This window comes from Parasedimentitalea marina (assembly GCF_004006175.1).
In the GTDB taxonomy this organism is placed as follows: domain Bacteria; phylum Pseudomonadota; class Alphaproteobacteria; order Rhodobacterales; family Rhodobacteraceae; genus Parasedimentitalea; species Parasedimentitalea marina.
In genome coordinates, this window is the sequence record NZ_CP033219.1 from 2,879,663 (window position 1) to 2,895,117 (window position 15,455).

Annotated in this window: 12 protein-coding genes; 4 read left to right on the forward strand and 8 right to left on the reverse strand. The window is 54.4% G+C overall.

Annotated features, from left to right (window positions below; genetic code table 11):
- Positions 1-16 precede the first annotated feature (16 nt).
- Both EBB79_RS13915 and EBB79_RS13920 read left to right on the forward strand, forming a co-directional pair.
- Complete coding sequence (locus EBB79_RS13915; protein WP_127749447.1) at positions 17-1,183, forward strand: SPFH domain-containing protein; 1,167 nt, start codon at positions 17-19, stop codon at positions 1,181-1,183.
- A 74-nt stretch (positions 1,184-1,257) separates the two neighbouring features.
- Positions 1,258-2,403 (forward strand): TFIIB-type zinc finger domain-containing protein, encoded by a 1,146-nt coding sequence (locus EBB79_RS13920; protein ID WP_127749448.1) that lies wholly within the window; start codon positions 1,258-1,260, stop codon positions 2,401-2,403.
- A gap of 77 nt (positions 2,404-2,480) precedes the next feature.
- Here the strand turns inward: EBB79_RS13920 and EBB79_RS13925 are convergent, their stop codons facing one another.
- A complete protein-coding gene (locus EBB79_RS13925) occupies positions 2,481-2,831 on the reverse strand; it encodes an META domain-containing protein (protein WP_164860813.1) in 351 nt (116 codons plus the stop codon).
- A gap of 310 nt (positions 2,832-3,141) precedes the next feature.
- Here EBB79_RS13925 and EBB79_RS13930 point away from each other — a divergent pair, with 310 nt between their 5' ends.
- Together EBB79_RS13930 and EBB79_RS13935 are read left to right on the forward strand one after the other, a co-directional pair.
- Positions 3,142-8,703 (forward strand): hypothetical protein, encoded by a 5,562-nt coding sequence (locus EBB79_RS13930; protein ID WP_127749450.1) that lies wholly within the window; start codon positions 3,142-3,144, stop codon positions 8,701-8,703.
- Between the two features lie 22 nt (positions 8,704-8,725).
- Positions 8,726-9,430, forward strand: coding sequence for a CpXC domain-containing protein (locus EBB79_RS13935; protein WP_127749451.1), 705 nt, complete (start codon positions 8,726-8,728; stop codon positions 9,428-9,430).
- Positions 9,431-9,583: 153 nt separating this feature from the next.
- On the opposite strand, the gene EBB79_RS13940 is transcribed toward EBB79_RS13935, so the two are convergent.
- The 7 genes from EBB79_RS13940 to EBB79_RS13970 form a co-directional block, all read right to left on the reverse strand.
- On the reverse strand, positions 9,584-9,964 hold the full coding sequence (locus EBB79_RS13940) for a VOC family protein (protein WP_127749452.1): 381 nt from the start codon (positions 9,962-9,964) through the stop codon (positions 9,584-9,586).
- 97 nt (positions 9,965-10,061) lie between these two features.
- Entirely contained in the window at positions 10,062-10,967 is a 906-nt protein-coding gene (locus tag EBB79_RS13945; protein WP_127749453.1) for a LysR family transcriptional regulator, read from the reverse strand.
- Complete coding sequence (locus EBB79_RS13950) at positions 10,951-11,379, reverse strand: VOC family protein (RefSeq protein WP_127749454.1); 429 nt, start codon at positions 11,377-11,379, stop codon at positions 10,951-10,953. The genes EBB79_RS13945 and EBB79_RS13950 overlap by 17 nt, the downstream gene beginning before the upstream one ends.
- A complete protein-coding gene (locus EBB79_RS13955; RefSeq protein WP_127749455.1) occupies positions 11,379-12,665 on the reverse strand; it encodes a TRAP transporter large permease in 1,287 nt (428 codons plus the stop codon). Before EBB79_RS13955 ends, EBB79_RS13950 begins: the two co-directional genes overlap by 1 nt.
- A gap of 1 nt (position 12,666) precedes the next feature.
- Complete coding sequence (locus EBB79_RS13960; RefSeq protein WP_127749456.1) at positions 12,667-13,197, reverse strand: TRAP transporter small permease; 531 nt, start codon at positions 13,195-13,197, stop codon at positions 12,667-12,669.
- 72 nt (positions 13,198-13,269) lie between these two features.
- Positions 13,270-14,271, reverse strand: coding sequence for a TRAP transporter substrate-binding protein (locus EBB79_RS13965; RefSeq protein ID WP_127749457.1), 1,002 nt, complete (start codon positions 14,269-14,271; stop codon positions 13,270-13,272).
- 268 nt (positions 14,272-14,539) lie between these two features.
- The gene (locus tag EBB79_RS13970) at positions 14,540-15,280 is read right to left on the reverse strand and encodes an SMP-30/gluconolactonase/LRE family protein (RefSeq protein ID WP_164860814.1); all 741 of its coding nucleotides are present in this window, start codon (positions 15,278-15,280) and stop codon (positions 14,540-14,542) included.
- Positions 15,281-15,455: the final 175 nt, after the last annotated feature.

The following is a 15,455-nucleotide window of genomic DNA, read 5'->3' on the forward strand; positions in this document are numbered from 1 at the left end:
TAAAAGGACCTGAGCTATGGGAATTTTCGATTTTCTGACCGGTGAATTCATCGACGTCATTCACTGGGTCGACGACACCCGGGACACTATGGTCTGGCGCTTTGAGCGCGAAGACCATGAGATCAAATATGGTGCCAAGCTGACTGTGCGGACTGGCCAGGCCGCAGTGTTCGTCCACGAAGGCCAGCTGGCCGATGTCTTTACCCCCGGTCTTTATATGCTTGAGACCAACAACATGCCGGTGATGACAACACTGCAGCATTGGGACCACGGATTTCAGTCACCATTCAAATCCGAGATTTATTTCGTCAACACCACCCGATTCAATGATCTGAAATGGGGCACCAAGAACCCGATCATCTGCCGCGATCCAGAATTCGGCCCAATCCGTTTGCGGGCCTTTGGCACCTACTCTGTCAAAGTCGCCGATGCCGCCCGGTTCCTAACCGAGATCGTCGGCACCGACGGGGAATTCACCATGGACGAGATCTCGTTCCAGGTGCGCAATATCATCGTGCAAGAGTTCTCACGCGTGGTGGCCGGGTCCGGCCTGCCGGTGTTGGATATGGCGGCCAACACGGCTGATCTGGGTAAGCTGGTCGCTGCCGAGATTTCCAATACGATCAGCGAATACGGTCTGTCGATCCCGGAGCTGTACATTGAGAATATCTCGCTGCCGCCTGCGGTTGAGGCGGCAATGGATAAGCGCACTCAGATGGGTATTGTCGGCGATCTGGGGCGCTACACCCAGTTTTCAGCTGCCGAAGCGATGACAGCGGCGGCGCAAAACCCCGGCGGCGGTATGGGCGCCGGATTGGGCATGGGCATGGGTATGGGCATGGCGCAACAGATGGCAGCGGGTCAGGCCGCTGGCCCCTGGGGCGCCCGCCCCGCCCCCGCTGCGGCCGCACCAGCAGCGCAGGCAGCACCGGTGGCCGCCCCTGTTGCACCACCACCGCCCCCAGTGGAACATGTCTGGCATCTGGCCGACAACGGTGTGACCAGCGGACCGTTTTCCAAGGCCCGTTTGGGACGCATGGCCGTCGACGGCGGATTAACCCGGGAAACCCATGTCTGGACCCCCGGTCAGGATGGCTGGCAACGGGCCGGCGATGTGGCGGAACTGGCGCAGCTGTTCACCATTTTGCCGCCGCCCCCACCGCCGCCTGCCCCCGCGGGCTAAACCCATTTGCCCGCGCGCGATCCCTTGCGGCGGGCAATGTTCCACTTTCACCTGTTCCAGATGTGAGCCTTGCCGTGTCCTCAACGCCTCCACCACCTCCGCCACCGGCGCACTCTGCTGCCGCCACACCCGACACACCCGAAGAAAGCCACCGCTTTCCCTGTGATCAATGTGGCAGCGACTATCGCTATGACCCCGGCAATCGCACGCTGACCTGCGACCACTGTGGCAACACCGAGCAGGTCGGCACCGGCCCCTGGCAGGCGGCGGGTCTTCGTGAGTTGGATTTTGACACCGCAGTGGCACAGCACCTGCCCGAGGCAGAAATTGAAGTCACCCGCGTTTCTGCCTGCCCAAATTGCGCCGCACAGGTGGAATTTGATCCCACGACCCATGCCAAGGAATGCCCATTTTGCGCCACGCCGGTGGTGGTGGACACCGGCGAGAACCGCCATATCAAACCCAAAGGAGTACTGCCCTTTGGCGTGGATGAGCGTAGCGCCCATGCGGAGATGAGTGCCTGGCTCGGCAAGCTGTGGTTCGCGCCCAACGGGCTGAACGAATATGCCCGCAAGGGACGCAAGATGCAGGGGATCTATGTGCCCTACTGGACCTTTGATGCGGATACCAAATCCAGCTATTCGGGCCAGCGTGGTACCGTCTACTACGTCACTGAAACCTCGATGGTCGATGGCAAATCGCAAAGCCGGCAGGTCGCCAAGGTCCGCTGGCGGCCCGCCTCGGGTCGGGTTCAACGCTGGTTTGATGATGTGTTGGTGCTGGCCTCAACCAGTCTGCCCAAATCCTATACCGAAGCGCTGGAGCCCTGGGATCTGTCGGCGATGGAACGCTATCAGCCGCAATACCTGGCCGGGTTCCGGGCCGAGGTCTATGCGGTGGAACTGCAGGATGGATATGCGCAGGCGCGCGCCAAAATGGACCGGGTGATCGAACGCGATGTGCGCTTTGACATCGGCGGTGACCGCCAGCGCATCCACGATATCAACACCATGGTGTCCGATGTGACGTTCAAACATGTGCTGCTGCCGGTCTGGTTGGCGGCCTATAAATACCGCGGCAAAACCTATCGGTTTGTGGTCAATGGCCAGTCGGGCCGCGTTCAGGGGGAACGCCCCTATTCCGCATGGAAAATTGCCGCCGCCGTTGCACTGGGACTGGTTGTCGCCGCCGGTGTTGGGTACCTGATGGCCCAACAATAAGACTGACACTGCCGTATCTGGACAGACGTCACCAGCTCATTTGGGTCAGCTCATGCGGGCTGGCCCCCAGGACAGGATCACTCGACCAGTCGCTTTGCCCAAAGCACAGGCTCGTCCGAGGCATACATGACAAGTCGATTGTCCGCGTCAATGTCCAGGCGGTCAACAAACTCGATCTGTTGAAAGAAATCCCGTTCTGTATTCATCGTCTGCTCGTCACAGGTCCCGCCGCCGAGATCAAACGGGGAAAACAACAGGTTTTGCACATCCGGTCCAAATGTTGTTTTGAAACTTCGGCAGGGTCCGGAACCATATAATGTACCGCTGTCAAACTCAAACCGCAGGTCATCAAATCCCGTTAGATCAACCTCCGCGGCTTTTTCAACGATCCAAGCCCCATCAAATGTGCCGACCGATAATGATGTCATTGGGGTCTCTCCGATCTGTCCGCTACCTGTGCCTGATGCAAATGACCAACCGATAAGTCCACCGCCAATCCCAAGAAGCGCCACAAGTGTCGCAGCCCATGCTGTGCGTGGGATCTTCATTTGGCAAAACTCGGTGGTAGAAAAATCAAAATTATCCTCACATCGCTGCCCAAAGAATTAGGGCTGGTTCAACCCAAAGTGGGCCTACAAGAAAAATTCTTGCCGAAATCCCGGCTCCATGCGACGCTCAAAGGTGCAGCACCGCGTGTGGTTTAATTTTTACATTTTTTTATTTGCCGGGATAGCCCCAATGCTTCTTGATGGATCTGCCGCAAAAGAAATCAAACAACAGATGGCACTTGCGCGAAAGCGCGAACTTTCCTTTGGTCTGTGCTTTGGTAAGAAAATCGAAAATACGGTTTTCCTTCTTCACAAAACAAAAGCCGCTAAAATACTGGGAAAGCAGGCCAAATCAGACGGCGAGACGGCCCTTGTCACCTTTGGACGGCTGACACTTAAGGGAAAAGATCTGTCAGTTGCTCTCGATGGCAAAATTCTGCCCGGATTTGCCCGCAAGGCGAGAAAAATGTTCATGGTTGTTGGACTCAAGTTCAACATCATCGTGCTGGACCCCAGCGGACAGGTGATCGAGTCGGACGTCGATGAAGACGATACCGCTGAAGATTCAGCCCCCGATAAGCCCTCTGCCCCCTTTAGCCCGGACCTTGCACCGGAGGCACCGCAAAAAGGTGAGACCGTTGAAGACGAGCCAAGCTCGTCAGAACCACCGTCGGACCAACCCGATCCCCTTGCCGAGAAGTGGAAAACTGCAGCGGCAAAAGTTGAGGCCAATCTGGCAAAGCTGGGCAACCTCCCCGACATAAACTTGGATCAAGTGAACACCTTCTGGGCTGCGATCCAGAAAAAAGCAGATTCTGGCGCTTATAAGGATGCGCTGGATTACATTGCGAAACTCTCTGAAACGATGAAGACCGTGGCTAAGGATGCAGCTGTTCGGGCCAAGCGCCAAGCAATGCTCGAAGCAAAATGGCAGCAGGCCTCGACAAAACTGGCGCCTCTGGTTGACGAAGTATTGGCCCAAAAGTCGGCACAGTCGAAAAAAATCCAAGCTGTTTGGGCCCTTATACAGTCCAAGGTCTCGGCCAGTCCGCCTGACTACGAAACCGCCCTTAAGGCCGTCGGCCCCTTGGCACGGTCGATCTCGGAAGCCCGTGAAGCGGCGGTTGAGGACAGCGAGTCCGAAACGGTGGCCCAGGAGGCCGTCGAAGATGGTGAAACCCTGACCGCCCCGCAGCAAAAAGCACCCGAGGCAAGCCCATCTGAGGCGGTTCCACCGCCCCCCGACGTCGAAGCAGGCGATTCCGAAGTTGACCTGACCGAACAAATCGGACGAATTGAAGCAACCATTAAGGCCCTCACCGATGGCCCAATTGCCGCCTACAACAGCCTGATTAGCGAAGCGGTTAGTCAAACGCCAAATGCCTGGACTGCGGCACTGCAAAAAATCACCAAAATAGTATCGGATGCCAAGGCCACACCCACGCCGCAAACCGCGGCAAAACTGGATGTCGGCGAAAAGGCACTGGTCGGACTAAAGCAAGCTATCGCGACAGAAACACAGGCCAAAGAGACATTCCAAAAAGCCCTGACTATATTCGACCTGCGGATGGTTCCTCTGACCAGTCATCCTAAATCCGGCGCGCCGGAAATTGCGCCCGAGATTGCCAAGATCACCGATATTCGCACCGACGCTCTTGATAAATCCAAGGCCCACGAGTTGAAGACTGCAACCGACGCCCTGACCGCTGCAGAAACTGTGATTGCCGCCACTGAGATTCTGGCTGATGAATTTGCCCATTTTGTTGCAATCGATGCAGACCGAAAAACGATGGCCGACACGGACCGTGGCAAAGTAACTGGCGCCGCAGCGGTGGATGATCCAGCCCGCCAGATGGAAGGTTTGTATGATGCGGCGCAGGTGGATCGCGCGGCCAAGAAATTCAAAGATGGCATCGTAAAACTTGATAAGATTGCCGAGGTGTTTGCATCGACTGCGAAGGTCAAAAAATACAAGGCCAAATATGAAAATGATCGGCCAAATGCAAAATCTTGGATTGATCATTGGGCAGGTTTACCGGCTGCCACAAAATTGTTGATCGCCACTAAGCTGGCAGAAATGGACACCTGCTACAGCGACTCTGATATTGCAACAACCTCTGATTATTTGGTGTCTTTGCAAAAACTTGGACCCATATGGACCGTTATTGAGCACCTGAAAGCTGAAATACCCACGGTTCAACTGTATCCACCAAAGCTGGCGGCATTTGAGACCAAGTTGACTGCGTTCAAGGCCCATGACGGCGCCTCGGGCATTCAGGTCATGATCTTGAAAATGGACGCCGATCTGGCCGCCGCCAAAGCCGAGGCTGCGTTGTTTAAGTTCTCGACTGCGACATCCGTTCTAGCCGGGACCGAGGCCCAGTGGCCGGCTACATTGACACAGGCAGACAGCTGCAAAGCCTACAAAGAGAAACGTGTCGTCGTTCAGGGCAAAATCGACCCGCTCAAGAACGTGCCACAGGCGGCAAACCTGATCGAGGCCGCGAAGGCATTGATGGCTGAGGCCGCAATTCAGGCTCTGAAACTGGATTTTGACGATGCCACGACCATTCTTGGCGACGCCGAAAAACGGGCGGCCAATGCCAAGGCAGCGGCTGAATCCAGCGTTGAAGTTGACGCCTTGCATGATGAGGCCGCGCTGGACAATCTGAAAAAGAAATGGGACCCCGCGTTCAAGGTCTTTACCGACATTCGCGACAAGGTGGTGGCAGCAGACACCGCAAGCAACTTCTCTGCGCTGATCGCCAAGTCACAGATCCCCGCTGTCGAAGCCCAAAAAGCCCACAAAGCAAAGAAACACGATGACGCGCGGGCGCATTTGGACAGTGCGATTGCCAATCTGAAACAGGCGCTGGTCCTGATCCATGAGCACGCGGCCTATGGCGATATCAAAACCTCTCTGGGCACCCAGGTCGCTGCATTGACGCCCCTGAACGTAGACGCCTGCCTGCAGCCTCACATTGACAAGATAAACGTGCTGATTGGCGAGGCGGACAACCTGATCAAGCCCGAAGCTTATGATTACAAAGGCGGCGAGGCCAAGCTGACCGAGGCGCGCAAGCTCGTCGATCAGGCGCAGGTTGACGGCGCGCTCTATACTGACATCAAGAGTAACCGCACCAAAGCAACAGCGGTCATTGCTGCGATCAACACAAAAGGCGGCGCAGTTGCCACTCAGCTGGCCCACCGGATAACAGACATTCAAAAACTATTGGATGACGGTGCGGCCCTGCAGGTTGCCGAAGATTTCAAAGGCGCGGCGGCCAAGGCACTGGCGGCGGCCAATTGGGAGCTTCCCACCAACGAAGACATTAAAACACTAGACCTCGCAGTGCGCCGGGAGAACCTGTATTTTAACGTCAAACGACCCACACTTGTCGGCCCCGGAAACGAGGCCGCCATCCATCAGATTGCCCGGGCAGATGCCGATCGCGTACAGTTTAATGCGATGAAGGCGGCCCATACCTATTCCGCAGCAGGCGCGATGCTGGTGAAGGCAGCAAGGAAAATAATCGCCTGCGAAGCTCTGATGGTTCAGGTGCGCCTGTATACTCCGGCCTTGGCCGATGCAAAGGCGGCAGTAGAGCTGCTAGACGGTGAACGCAATGCCGCTACGGCCGCCATGATCAAAGAGGTCGAAGACAAATTTGCTGCGGCCAAAGTCGATGACACCAAGACCGACCTGACCGAGAACAGCTATTCTCAGGCGACCAAAGTCCTGCTGGAGGTCACAACACTCGCCAAGGCCTTACTGGTGAAACTCAAAGGCTCATCCGACTATGAAGTGGCCCGGAAAGCCGCCAGAGAAAAGCTGGACGAGGCGCTGGGGCACAAACATGCTGACGCCATTGACGCACAATTGATCCGGCTCACGACCAAGTATGACAATTTGGTCAAACTGGCCCCCAGTGACTATCCAACTGCCAAAAAAATGGCTGAAGAAGTCACTTCATCTGCCGAAGAGGCGATCAAGACAGCCGGAAATCACGCCATTCTCGAGGCCGTGAATGCGACCATTGGTGGCGACGAAGACAGCGCGCCCTGGTGGCCGCAGGTGCAGGCCGCAAAACTGTCCATCAAATACGTTGGCAGTAAAGAACACGCCGATGTCGCAAAAACATATCTGGATGCGGCCAATACAGAAATTGAGAGTTGTCAAAAGGATGGGTTAAGCCCGAAAGACGCCAAGTCCCATCTTCTGGCCGCGCTCGAGGCCTGTAACACTGCGGATGAGATCATGTCGCAATATGCGTTCTTTGTGCAGGAAATTGCACGCGCGCGCAGCGCCTTGCTCCCGGTTTCAAATCACGGCGAAAAGGCCTATGTGACGACAGATATTGCCGAAATTGAAAAACTACTGGTGCGTGCAGAGACCACTGCAAAGACCGGGCAGAATTTCGATAAAGTCAGCGCCGACATCGAAGCGGCTATCGCAAGAATTAAGGCGGCAATGATCCTGGCTGATCTGCACAAGGACTATACCGACCTGCGGGCCAAACCCGAAGTCGAGCCCCGGCTCGCCGAGCTGGAAGGCCATGAGCACAGATACGCCATCAAAGCCAGCATCGACACCCTGCGCAAGAAACTGGCGGATGCGGCGGCGCAGGTGGTCGCGCGTGATCCAGCTGCCGCCATCAAACTGCTGGAAGAGGCGCGCGCCATCGGCACCAGCGCCTTTGTCATGGCGCAGATGCGGGCTGACACGCCACCCGACGAAAAGGATATTGCCGAAATACTGTCCCGTCCCAATGGCGCTGATGAGCTGGACGCAATGATCGACAATCTGGAACCCGAGGCCCAGCGCGCGGTGGTAAAAGTCGCGTTCAAGGCCCGGTTCGGCTGTGACATCGAAAACTTTAATAACAAGGCTATGGCGCCTGCCAATCTTGTGGGTGACCTCAATCTGGAAGGGCCAAACATTGTTGCGTTTTACAAGGCCATGCAGGATTTGCCCAAGGATCACACGTTGGACAATGACTCCATGAGCAAATTCTCGGTGATTGATTCACCGGACGGGGCATCCTTTTATCGCGGCCGCGAAAAACGCGTGGTCATGCAAGAGGGCGATGCATCAACATCGTCTAACTATCCCTTTGGCAGCGAAGACGCGGTGGGCAGTCTGGATGATGCGGCCACCCCGGAAGAGCGGGCCGAGCTGGAAAAATGCAAACCCGCCAATGAAGACCCCGTCACGTTTTTCAACTGGAACACCCTGCATGAAGTTGGACATGCGGTTGATGACAAGAACGGGTTCATGAGCAGCAAGGGCAGCGGCAAAGATTTTGGCGGCTGGACGGAATACGGTGGTGACGTCTCTGTCATTGCCGAAAAACTGGCCACAAAATTCCAATATGACAAGGCCTATATCTCGGAATACATGGCCCATAAGAAAAACCCGTATACCCCGGCCAAACCCGGTGACGAGACCTGCACGGATGAAGAATGGGAAAGCCGCCGCATTAATGTGCGGGCGCATATCGACAAGGCGTCTGAGGGAGCAAACCCCTGGTCCAGCATGACCATTGCCAAGGCCCTGGCCATTGGTGGGGTGGTCTATCAGGAAAGTTACCCAAACACCTGGACGTCCTACCTGTTGGCCAGCCGTTCAAAAGGCATCACCGGCTACCAGTTCCGCGCCCCGGGCGAGTGGTTCTCGGAAATGTACGCCGCCTATTATTCTGGAAAACTAAAGCCAAACCACCCGGCTGTCAGCTGGTTAGCCAAACTTTAGTCCTTTGAAAGGTCATTGATAAATGTCTCTTTTTCATCCCGTAAATCTGGTGTGCCCGAAATGCGAGGCCCCTGTCGTCACGATGGCTGTGGGCAGCGTCAATGCCGACCGCCGCCCCGATCTGAGAGAGGATATTCTGTCAGATCGCTTTCAGGACATAGAATGCGAGGCCTGTCAGGAAGGGTTTCGGTTGCAGCCGCAATTCAACTACCTGGATGTGGGTCGCGGGCAATGGATCGCCGCAATGCAGGCTGATCGCATGCGCACGCATCTGCAAGTCGAAGACGAAGCGGCGCTCTTGTTTTCCGAAAGCTATGGAGACAATGCCCCGGCAGCGGCGCAGCAGGTCGGCAAGGACCTGAAAATGCGCGTGACTTTTGGCTGGCCCGCCGTCCGCGAAAAACTGCTGCTTCGAGAACACGACCTGGACGATGTCGTGGTTGAGATGATGAAGCTGCACATCCTGCGCAGTGTGCCCTCGGTGCCCATGGCCGAAGGGATCGAGCTGCGCCTGGTTGATATCAACGAAGACAATGACGCTTTTGTTTTCACCTGGCTGGAAACAGCCACCGAAAAAGCCATTGAGGGTCTGAGCGTGCCGAGGGACCTTTATGCGGCTATAGCGGCCAACACCACGGCATGGGAGCCCATGCGGACACGCCTGGAAAACGGTGCTTTTGTAGATATGCAAAAGCTTTATATGGGCGAAGGTCGCCCATCAGACTGACACTGCCACTCAGGGCCGCTCTGCTTGGATATTTCGGCAGTGGTCGCCGACAGAAAAACCTGTGTCTCTGCATTTCTGCGGGCATCCCGGTAGCTGACTGCGCATTTTTTGCAGACGATGTTGAGTGCCTCTGCCGCGGCAGAGGCGGGAGCGCTAGTCGTAGACAGAAATTTCGACAAGGTTCTGATCTGGATCACGCACATAGACCGACTTGATCGGTCCGGTCGCGCCAGTGCGGGGTACAATGCCGTCTATGATTTCAATGTCACATGCCAAAAGATGCGCGACAACATCATCTATGGGGACAGATGAAATCAGGCAAAAATCGCCGCTACCTGGTACTGGTGACTGCGCTCTAGGTTCGAACTCTTTACCCTGTTGGTGCAAATTGATTTTCTGAGAGCCGAAAGTAAGAGCTTTGCGGCCACCGGCAAACTCGGCAACGTTCATTCCCAGAACTCTGGAATAGAAATCGCAGGTTGCTTCGATGGAGGTGACGGTGAGAACAAAGTGATCCACTCTGTCAATTTTCATGTGATAGGCTCCTGAATTTTTGACAGGATAGAGGATAGATCATTTGAGGAACAAATGATGACTGGCGACGGGGCCCATCGCGGTTATCGATGTCTGGTTATGTGGCGTCCGAGAATTCACCGGCGAGGTGCGCCAATAGCGTTTTTATGGGCTTTGCCAGTCCGGCCACATCTCGAACAGCGACCTTCAATGTTCTCTCTGACCAGGAATCTGATACAGGGATCATGCGTAGGTTGGCGGAGGAAAGATAGGGTTCAACCGCTCCCAACGGAAGGATGGCTATGCCCAGTCTAGCTTCGACCATGCGTCGCACCCCATCAAAACTCAGCACCTCCACTCTGGTTTTTAACTCTAGCCCCTGTTCCGCCGCACGTTTCTCGAGGAAGGCTTGCAACGAACTGCCTTTTTGAAGGCCAACAAGATCGTGATTTGAAAATTCACTAAATGCGACTGGACCATCGCGTCCCAATGCATGGTCCTGGGGAGTCACAACAACAAGTGTATCCCGACGATAAACGAAGACATCAAGCTCAGGGTCAGGGATCAATCCAGAAAATATCCCCACATCGGCAATGCCATCGCGAACAGCGGCAACGATATCGTCGGATGTTTGTTCTGTCAGATCGATACGCATATCCGGGTGTTCTCTGACGAATAAAGCAAGGTCTTCAGGTAAGAACTGGGTAATTGCCGATGTGTTTGCCGCGATGCGGACCGTGCCACGAAGACCCGCAGCGAAATCGCCCATATGATTGTCTATGCGGTCTAACAGGCGTTGCAAATCCTTTGCGTGCCGCAACATTTCCTCACCTGCAGGCGTAAGCTCAACTCCCTTTTGTTGACGATAAAAGAGAGCTGTGCCGACTTGCGTTTCAAAATCAGATATCCGCTTGCTGATCGCCGAGGCTGCTATGTTTTCTGAAGCTGCTGCTTGTGCAATACTTTTGAATGTGGCGACGGCCACAAACAATTCTAAAGTCACGAGGTCAAACTTTTTCCGCATCAATCCGATACTCACTTATCTCTATGAGATTGTCATCCGGATCGTATAAATACAAAGAAGTGATGGCCCCCAACGCACCGCGCCGTTCTACCGGTCCATCTTCTATACGAAGACCTCTCACTTTTAATTGCTGTTCTACATCAGAAATACTCTGATTTACTAGAAAACAAATATTGGCAGACCATCTACGGCCTGCATTTTTAGGTGGTCCATACTGCTCGCCTTCGGGCTGGAGGTTAAGTTTGCATGCCCCAAACAAGACTTCCACACGTCCATCTTCAAGGCGAACAATTCCCATGCCCAATCCGCCGCCATAAAAGGCGACGGATTGTTCGATGTCTTCGCAGGTTACGACGACATGATCGATTGCGGTCCACCGAATTTTGCGTGCTAGATCCACATAGTTCAACATCAGAAGAGGCTCGGTAAAATCAACACGATCTGTGGGAAGAACAGGACCAACAGGATCGTCATTAAGATTGGGATCAGGAATGGCAACACAGCCATCACCACCTGCTCGAACCGCATTCCTGTGATCGGGACAAGTATGTAGAGAACGGTTCCAAACGGCGGAGTGATGACCCCGACCGACAGGGTTATCACCATGAATACACCAAAGAACAATGGATCAACCCCGGATGCCGCGACTGCAGGGACAAGAATTGGTGTCAGGATCAAAACGCTCTCAATCACCGACATGAAGCACCCCACGAGGATAAAGAACACCATCAGGATCAGCAGCAATACAGTTGTATTCAAATTCATCTCGATCAACCCTGCGGCCAAGGATTGGGGAACCTGAAGACGGACCAACAGCCAGCCATAGAAGCCCGAAATAGCGATGATCAACAGGATTACCGCGCTAAACTCCATGCTTTTTACAAAGACCTGGAAAAGCTCTTTGAGCTTCACGTCGCGGTATACCAGGACGCCAAGAGCAATCGCATAGGCGCAGGCAACAGCGCCTGCTTCGGTTGGTGAAAATACGCCGCTCCAGATGCCACCAACGATTATTAGGGGTGTCAGCATCGGAAGGACCGCGCGGTGACCGGTCTCGACCACCTCCCGAGGTGTGGGCAGAGAACGGGTGGGCATATCGATGCGATAGGATATGATGATTGTTGTCGCCATAAGCAACGCAGCCATCAAAATCCCGGGGGCGAAGCCGGCCAGGAACAAATCCCCAACACTGACATCGGCTTGCCACCCGTAAACCAGCATTGCGACGCTCGGCGGGATGATCGGGCCGATGACACTGGATGCAGCGGTTATCCCAGTGCTGTATTTAAGATCGTAACCTTTCTCTCGCATGGCCCGGATTTCCAATGCGCCAAGACCAGCCGCATCAGCAGAAGCGGTGCCTGACATGCCAGCGAAAATCATGCTCGCCACCACATTCACGTGGCCCAAACCACCCCGCACAAAACCCACCAGCACATTCGCAAAATCGAAAATGCGGGTTGTTGCGCTGCCGCGGTTAAGCAGGTTAGCAGCCAGGATGAACAAAGGGATCGCAAGCAAAGGAAAGCTGTTGAGTGTCTGCGTGATTTTCAGCGACATCAACTCAACCGGAAGCCCACCCGATGATGATGTCATCGCCAGGGCCAACAAGCATGTTGAACCAAGTGCTATAAAGACTGGCAAGCCCAAAGCCATAAAGAAAATCAGGCCCCCAACAAACGGTAAAAAGATATCCATCTTACTCTTCCTGCTCTTTAGAGCCTGTAAATTCGCCTGCCAAACGCAGGCACGACGCCAGCACCATGCCACCAAAGGCAAGGAGCAAACCGCCGTAGTAGATTGAGAAACTCAGAGAGAGCGCCGTGGTTCGATTGTTTGCGCTGCGCTGCATCATCTCTGCGGCGCCCCATGCGGCTAGGATCAGAAAAATGATCGACAGAACCTGCAGCAAAATTGCGTAACGGCCGTGCCATGGACCCTTGATCGCCATAGGCAAAAGCTCAACTGCGATATGAGCCCCGCGTGACCAGGCGCCGATGGATGCAAATGCAACGGCGTAGATCGTCGTCAGTGTCGCAATCTCTTCGAGCCAGGGGATCGGAACCTGCAATACATCCCGCGACAAAATCGATAAGACAAGCAGTCCGACAAGACCCATCAGCATGGTACCAGAAAAAACGTCCGTAACTGCTACCATTGCTTTTTCGATGGTCCCAAATTTTCTTGTCGGCAGTTGGGTTTCAGCCTCATCATAAAATTCTACTTCCATATCGTCCTCCCTAAGTGACAGCAAAAAGGAAAAGCCGCCCGCTGTTTGCCAGCGGGCGGAAAAACTGCTCAGTTAGGAGTTGGCAAAGATCGCCCTTTGAATATCCGCGACGACGCCGTCAGCCAAAGAGGACATCGCACTATCAATTGCCGGCTTTGCCTTCGCGATAAAGGCCGCGGTATCAGGTTCAACGACTGTCATACCCGCCTTGCGAAGCTCTGCGAGATAGAATTTATCCTTCTCAACCTCGACTTTGCTGCCTTCGATCCGGGCAATCTGTACCGCGGCCCGAACCGCCGATTGATCAGCATCCGAAAGTCCCGACAACCACGTTTCCGACGCAACCCAATGCCAGGGGAAGTGCACGTGACCAGTCTTGATCAGATGCGACTGAACCTCATACAGCTTGCGCGAATACGGCGAAACAAGAGAGTTCTCGTGGCCATCAACCTGACCAGTCTGCATCGCAAGATAGATTTCGGTTGCTGGGACAACAACTGTCTGGGCCCCTAGCGCGCTCCAGATGTCTACCCATACAGGGATGCCAGGCAGGCGCAGACGGAACCCGGCAAGATCGTCCGGAGTTGTGATCGATTTATTGGCTGTCATGTGGCGAGGGGCACGCATCTGTGCACCCATCTCGACGATCCCACCTTGTTGTTTACCGCGCTCCTGCAGTTTCTTGCCAGAATCTGTGGCCATAAAGTCTTCCACTGCAGCGCCATTTGGGAACAGGAAGGGAATTGAGATCGGATCGTATTCGGGGGCGTATTGTGCCCGCCAGTTGCCGCCTGTTAGTGAAATTTGGGTTTCACCAATGTTCAGCAATTCAAGCACGGCATTTTCGCCGCCAAGCTGACCACTAAGGAACGGCACAACGTCAAACCGTCCTGGAGCTAGCTCATCCAGAGCTGTTTTAAATCGCGCGATGCCGGCTTCTTCTGAACCACCAGGTTTCATCGTTGTGTTGACCTGGATTGTGATCTTGCCTGCTGCCAAACCTGGCGTTGCCAAGGCTGCGGTAGCTGATGCGGCGCCAAGTACCTTAAGCGCGGAACGTCGTGTGAATGTCATGGTGTCCTCCCAACAATTCTATTGCCTGGACAGCATCATCCGCTTTCTTGAATTGGCCCAGAATTGCTTGGATACTGGACCCATCGCCGTTCGAGATGCTGACTTTAACCATTCCAATCAGATACTTACACACGCAGTCAAAAGCAGAATGTGAATGTGGTTTTTGCGTTTCAGCAAAGTCGGCCTAAGCGATCACGGACGGCCGCAAATTAAGTGCCGTCCGTCAAGTTTTTGTGAATATCTTACTGTGATGTCGAATGACCCGCCTTCAAACCTGGCGCTCGCCCCACTTTGGAACGTTAACGCCCCAATGAGCTGGTTTTTGCCCCGGGTGCGGCGCATCCAGCACAGGCAGGGATTGACCCAACAGGTTGCCACAGACAATTTTGTCCTGGTTTTCGCCCAGAAATGCGACGCTGGAGATGTTGGGCAGCACTGTTGCCGGAGAGCTGTCGAAGTGTTGCCTTCCCATTGTGTTTGCAGTCAGAGCCGCTTCGACTTCATCTATCCAGGAAGCGTTGCGTTCACCGACAATCAGAGTTGGAGAACCCCCTGCATCAATATGATACAACTCACTGGATACGATACAGGCGGCATATAATCCGCCGTTTGTATCCAGCTCGATACCATCAACAAATGTCCCCGGGGGAAACTGAACGAATATCTTTGGCTCGCCGTGAACGCCATTTTCGTCCAAACGGACACGAGAGATTTTTTGACCAAATGTCTCGGCTATATACAGCCAGCCATTTTCATAATCCGGTCTGACTTCATTGGTGTAGTGAAGGTCTTTCAAAACAACGGAGAACGTATCATCCGGATTGATCAGGCCGACATATCCATTCTTTACGTCACGCCGATAGGCCCGCGATCTTGGTTGCATTTTGGATGAAACAGTCACCCAGATCTTGCCAACCTGATCAACCAGGACAAAGTTTACCGGCGGCAGGACATTGCCTCGTTGGGACACCGGATGGGGCCGGATACCATCGCCGTCCAGTTCAAGCACGCCTCCAGCATCAGCAATATTCGCAATAAGAAAACTGCCATCAGGTCTAAGTGATATTCCATTCGGGACCACAGGCATCCCTCCGAATTCGGAGGGGCCTTGTAAGAGGTATTGGCTTCCGTCTGAGCAAATTCGCATGACCCCATGGCCCTTGTGAGACACAAAGATGTCGCCA

Bases quoted from the DNA above. Each gene is read 5' to 3' on its own strand.
- EBB79_RS13915 (WP_127749447.1), top strand. From the start codon at position 17: ATGGGAATTTTCGATTTTCTGACCGGTGAATTCATCGACGTCATTCAC.
- EBB79_RS13925 (WP_164860813.1), bottom strand. From the start codon at position 2,831: ATGACATCATTATCGGTCGGCACATTTGATGGGGCTTGGATCGTTGAA.
- EBB79_RS13930 (WP_127749450.1), top strand. From the start codon at position 3,142: ATGCTTCTTGATGGATCTGCCGCAAAAGAAATCAAACAACAGATGGCA.
- EBB79_RS13935 (WP_127749451.1), top strand. From the start codon at position 8,726: ATGTCTCTTTTTCATCCCGTAAATCTGGTGTGCCCGAAATGCGAGGCC.
- EBB79_RS13940 (WP_127749452.1), bottom strand. From the start codon at position 9,964: ATGAAAATTGACAGAGTGGATCACTTTGTTCTCACCGTCACCTCCATC.
- EBB79_RS13945 (WP_127749453.1), bottom strand. From the start codon at position 10,967: ATGCGGAAAAAGTTTGACCTCGTGACTTTAGAATTGTTTGTGGCCGTC.
- EBB79_RS13950 (WP_127749454.1), bottom strand. From the start codon at position 11,379: ATGTTGAACTATGTGGATCTAGCACGCAAAATTCGGTGGACCGCAATC.
- EBB79_RS13955 (WP_127749455.1), bottom strand. From the start codon at position 12,665: ATGGATATCTTTTTACCGTTTGTTGGGGGCCTGATTTTCTTTATGGCT.
- EBB79_RS13960 (WP_127749456.1), bottom strand. From the start codon at position 13,197: ATGGAAGTAGAATTTTATGATGAGGCTGAAACCCAACTGCCGACAAGA.
- EBB79_RS13965 (WP_127749457.1), bottom strand. From the start codon at position 14,271: ATGACATTCACACGACGTTCCGCGCTTAAGGTACTTGGCGCCGCATCA.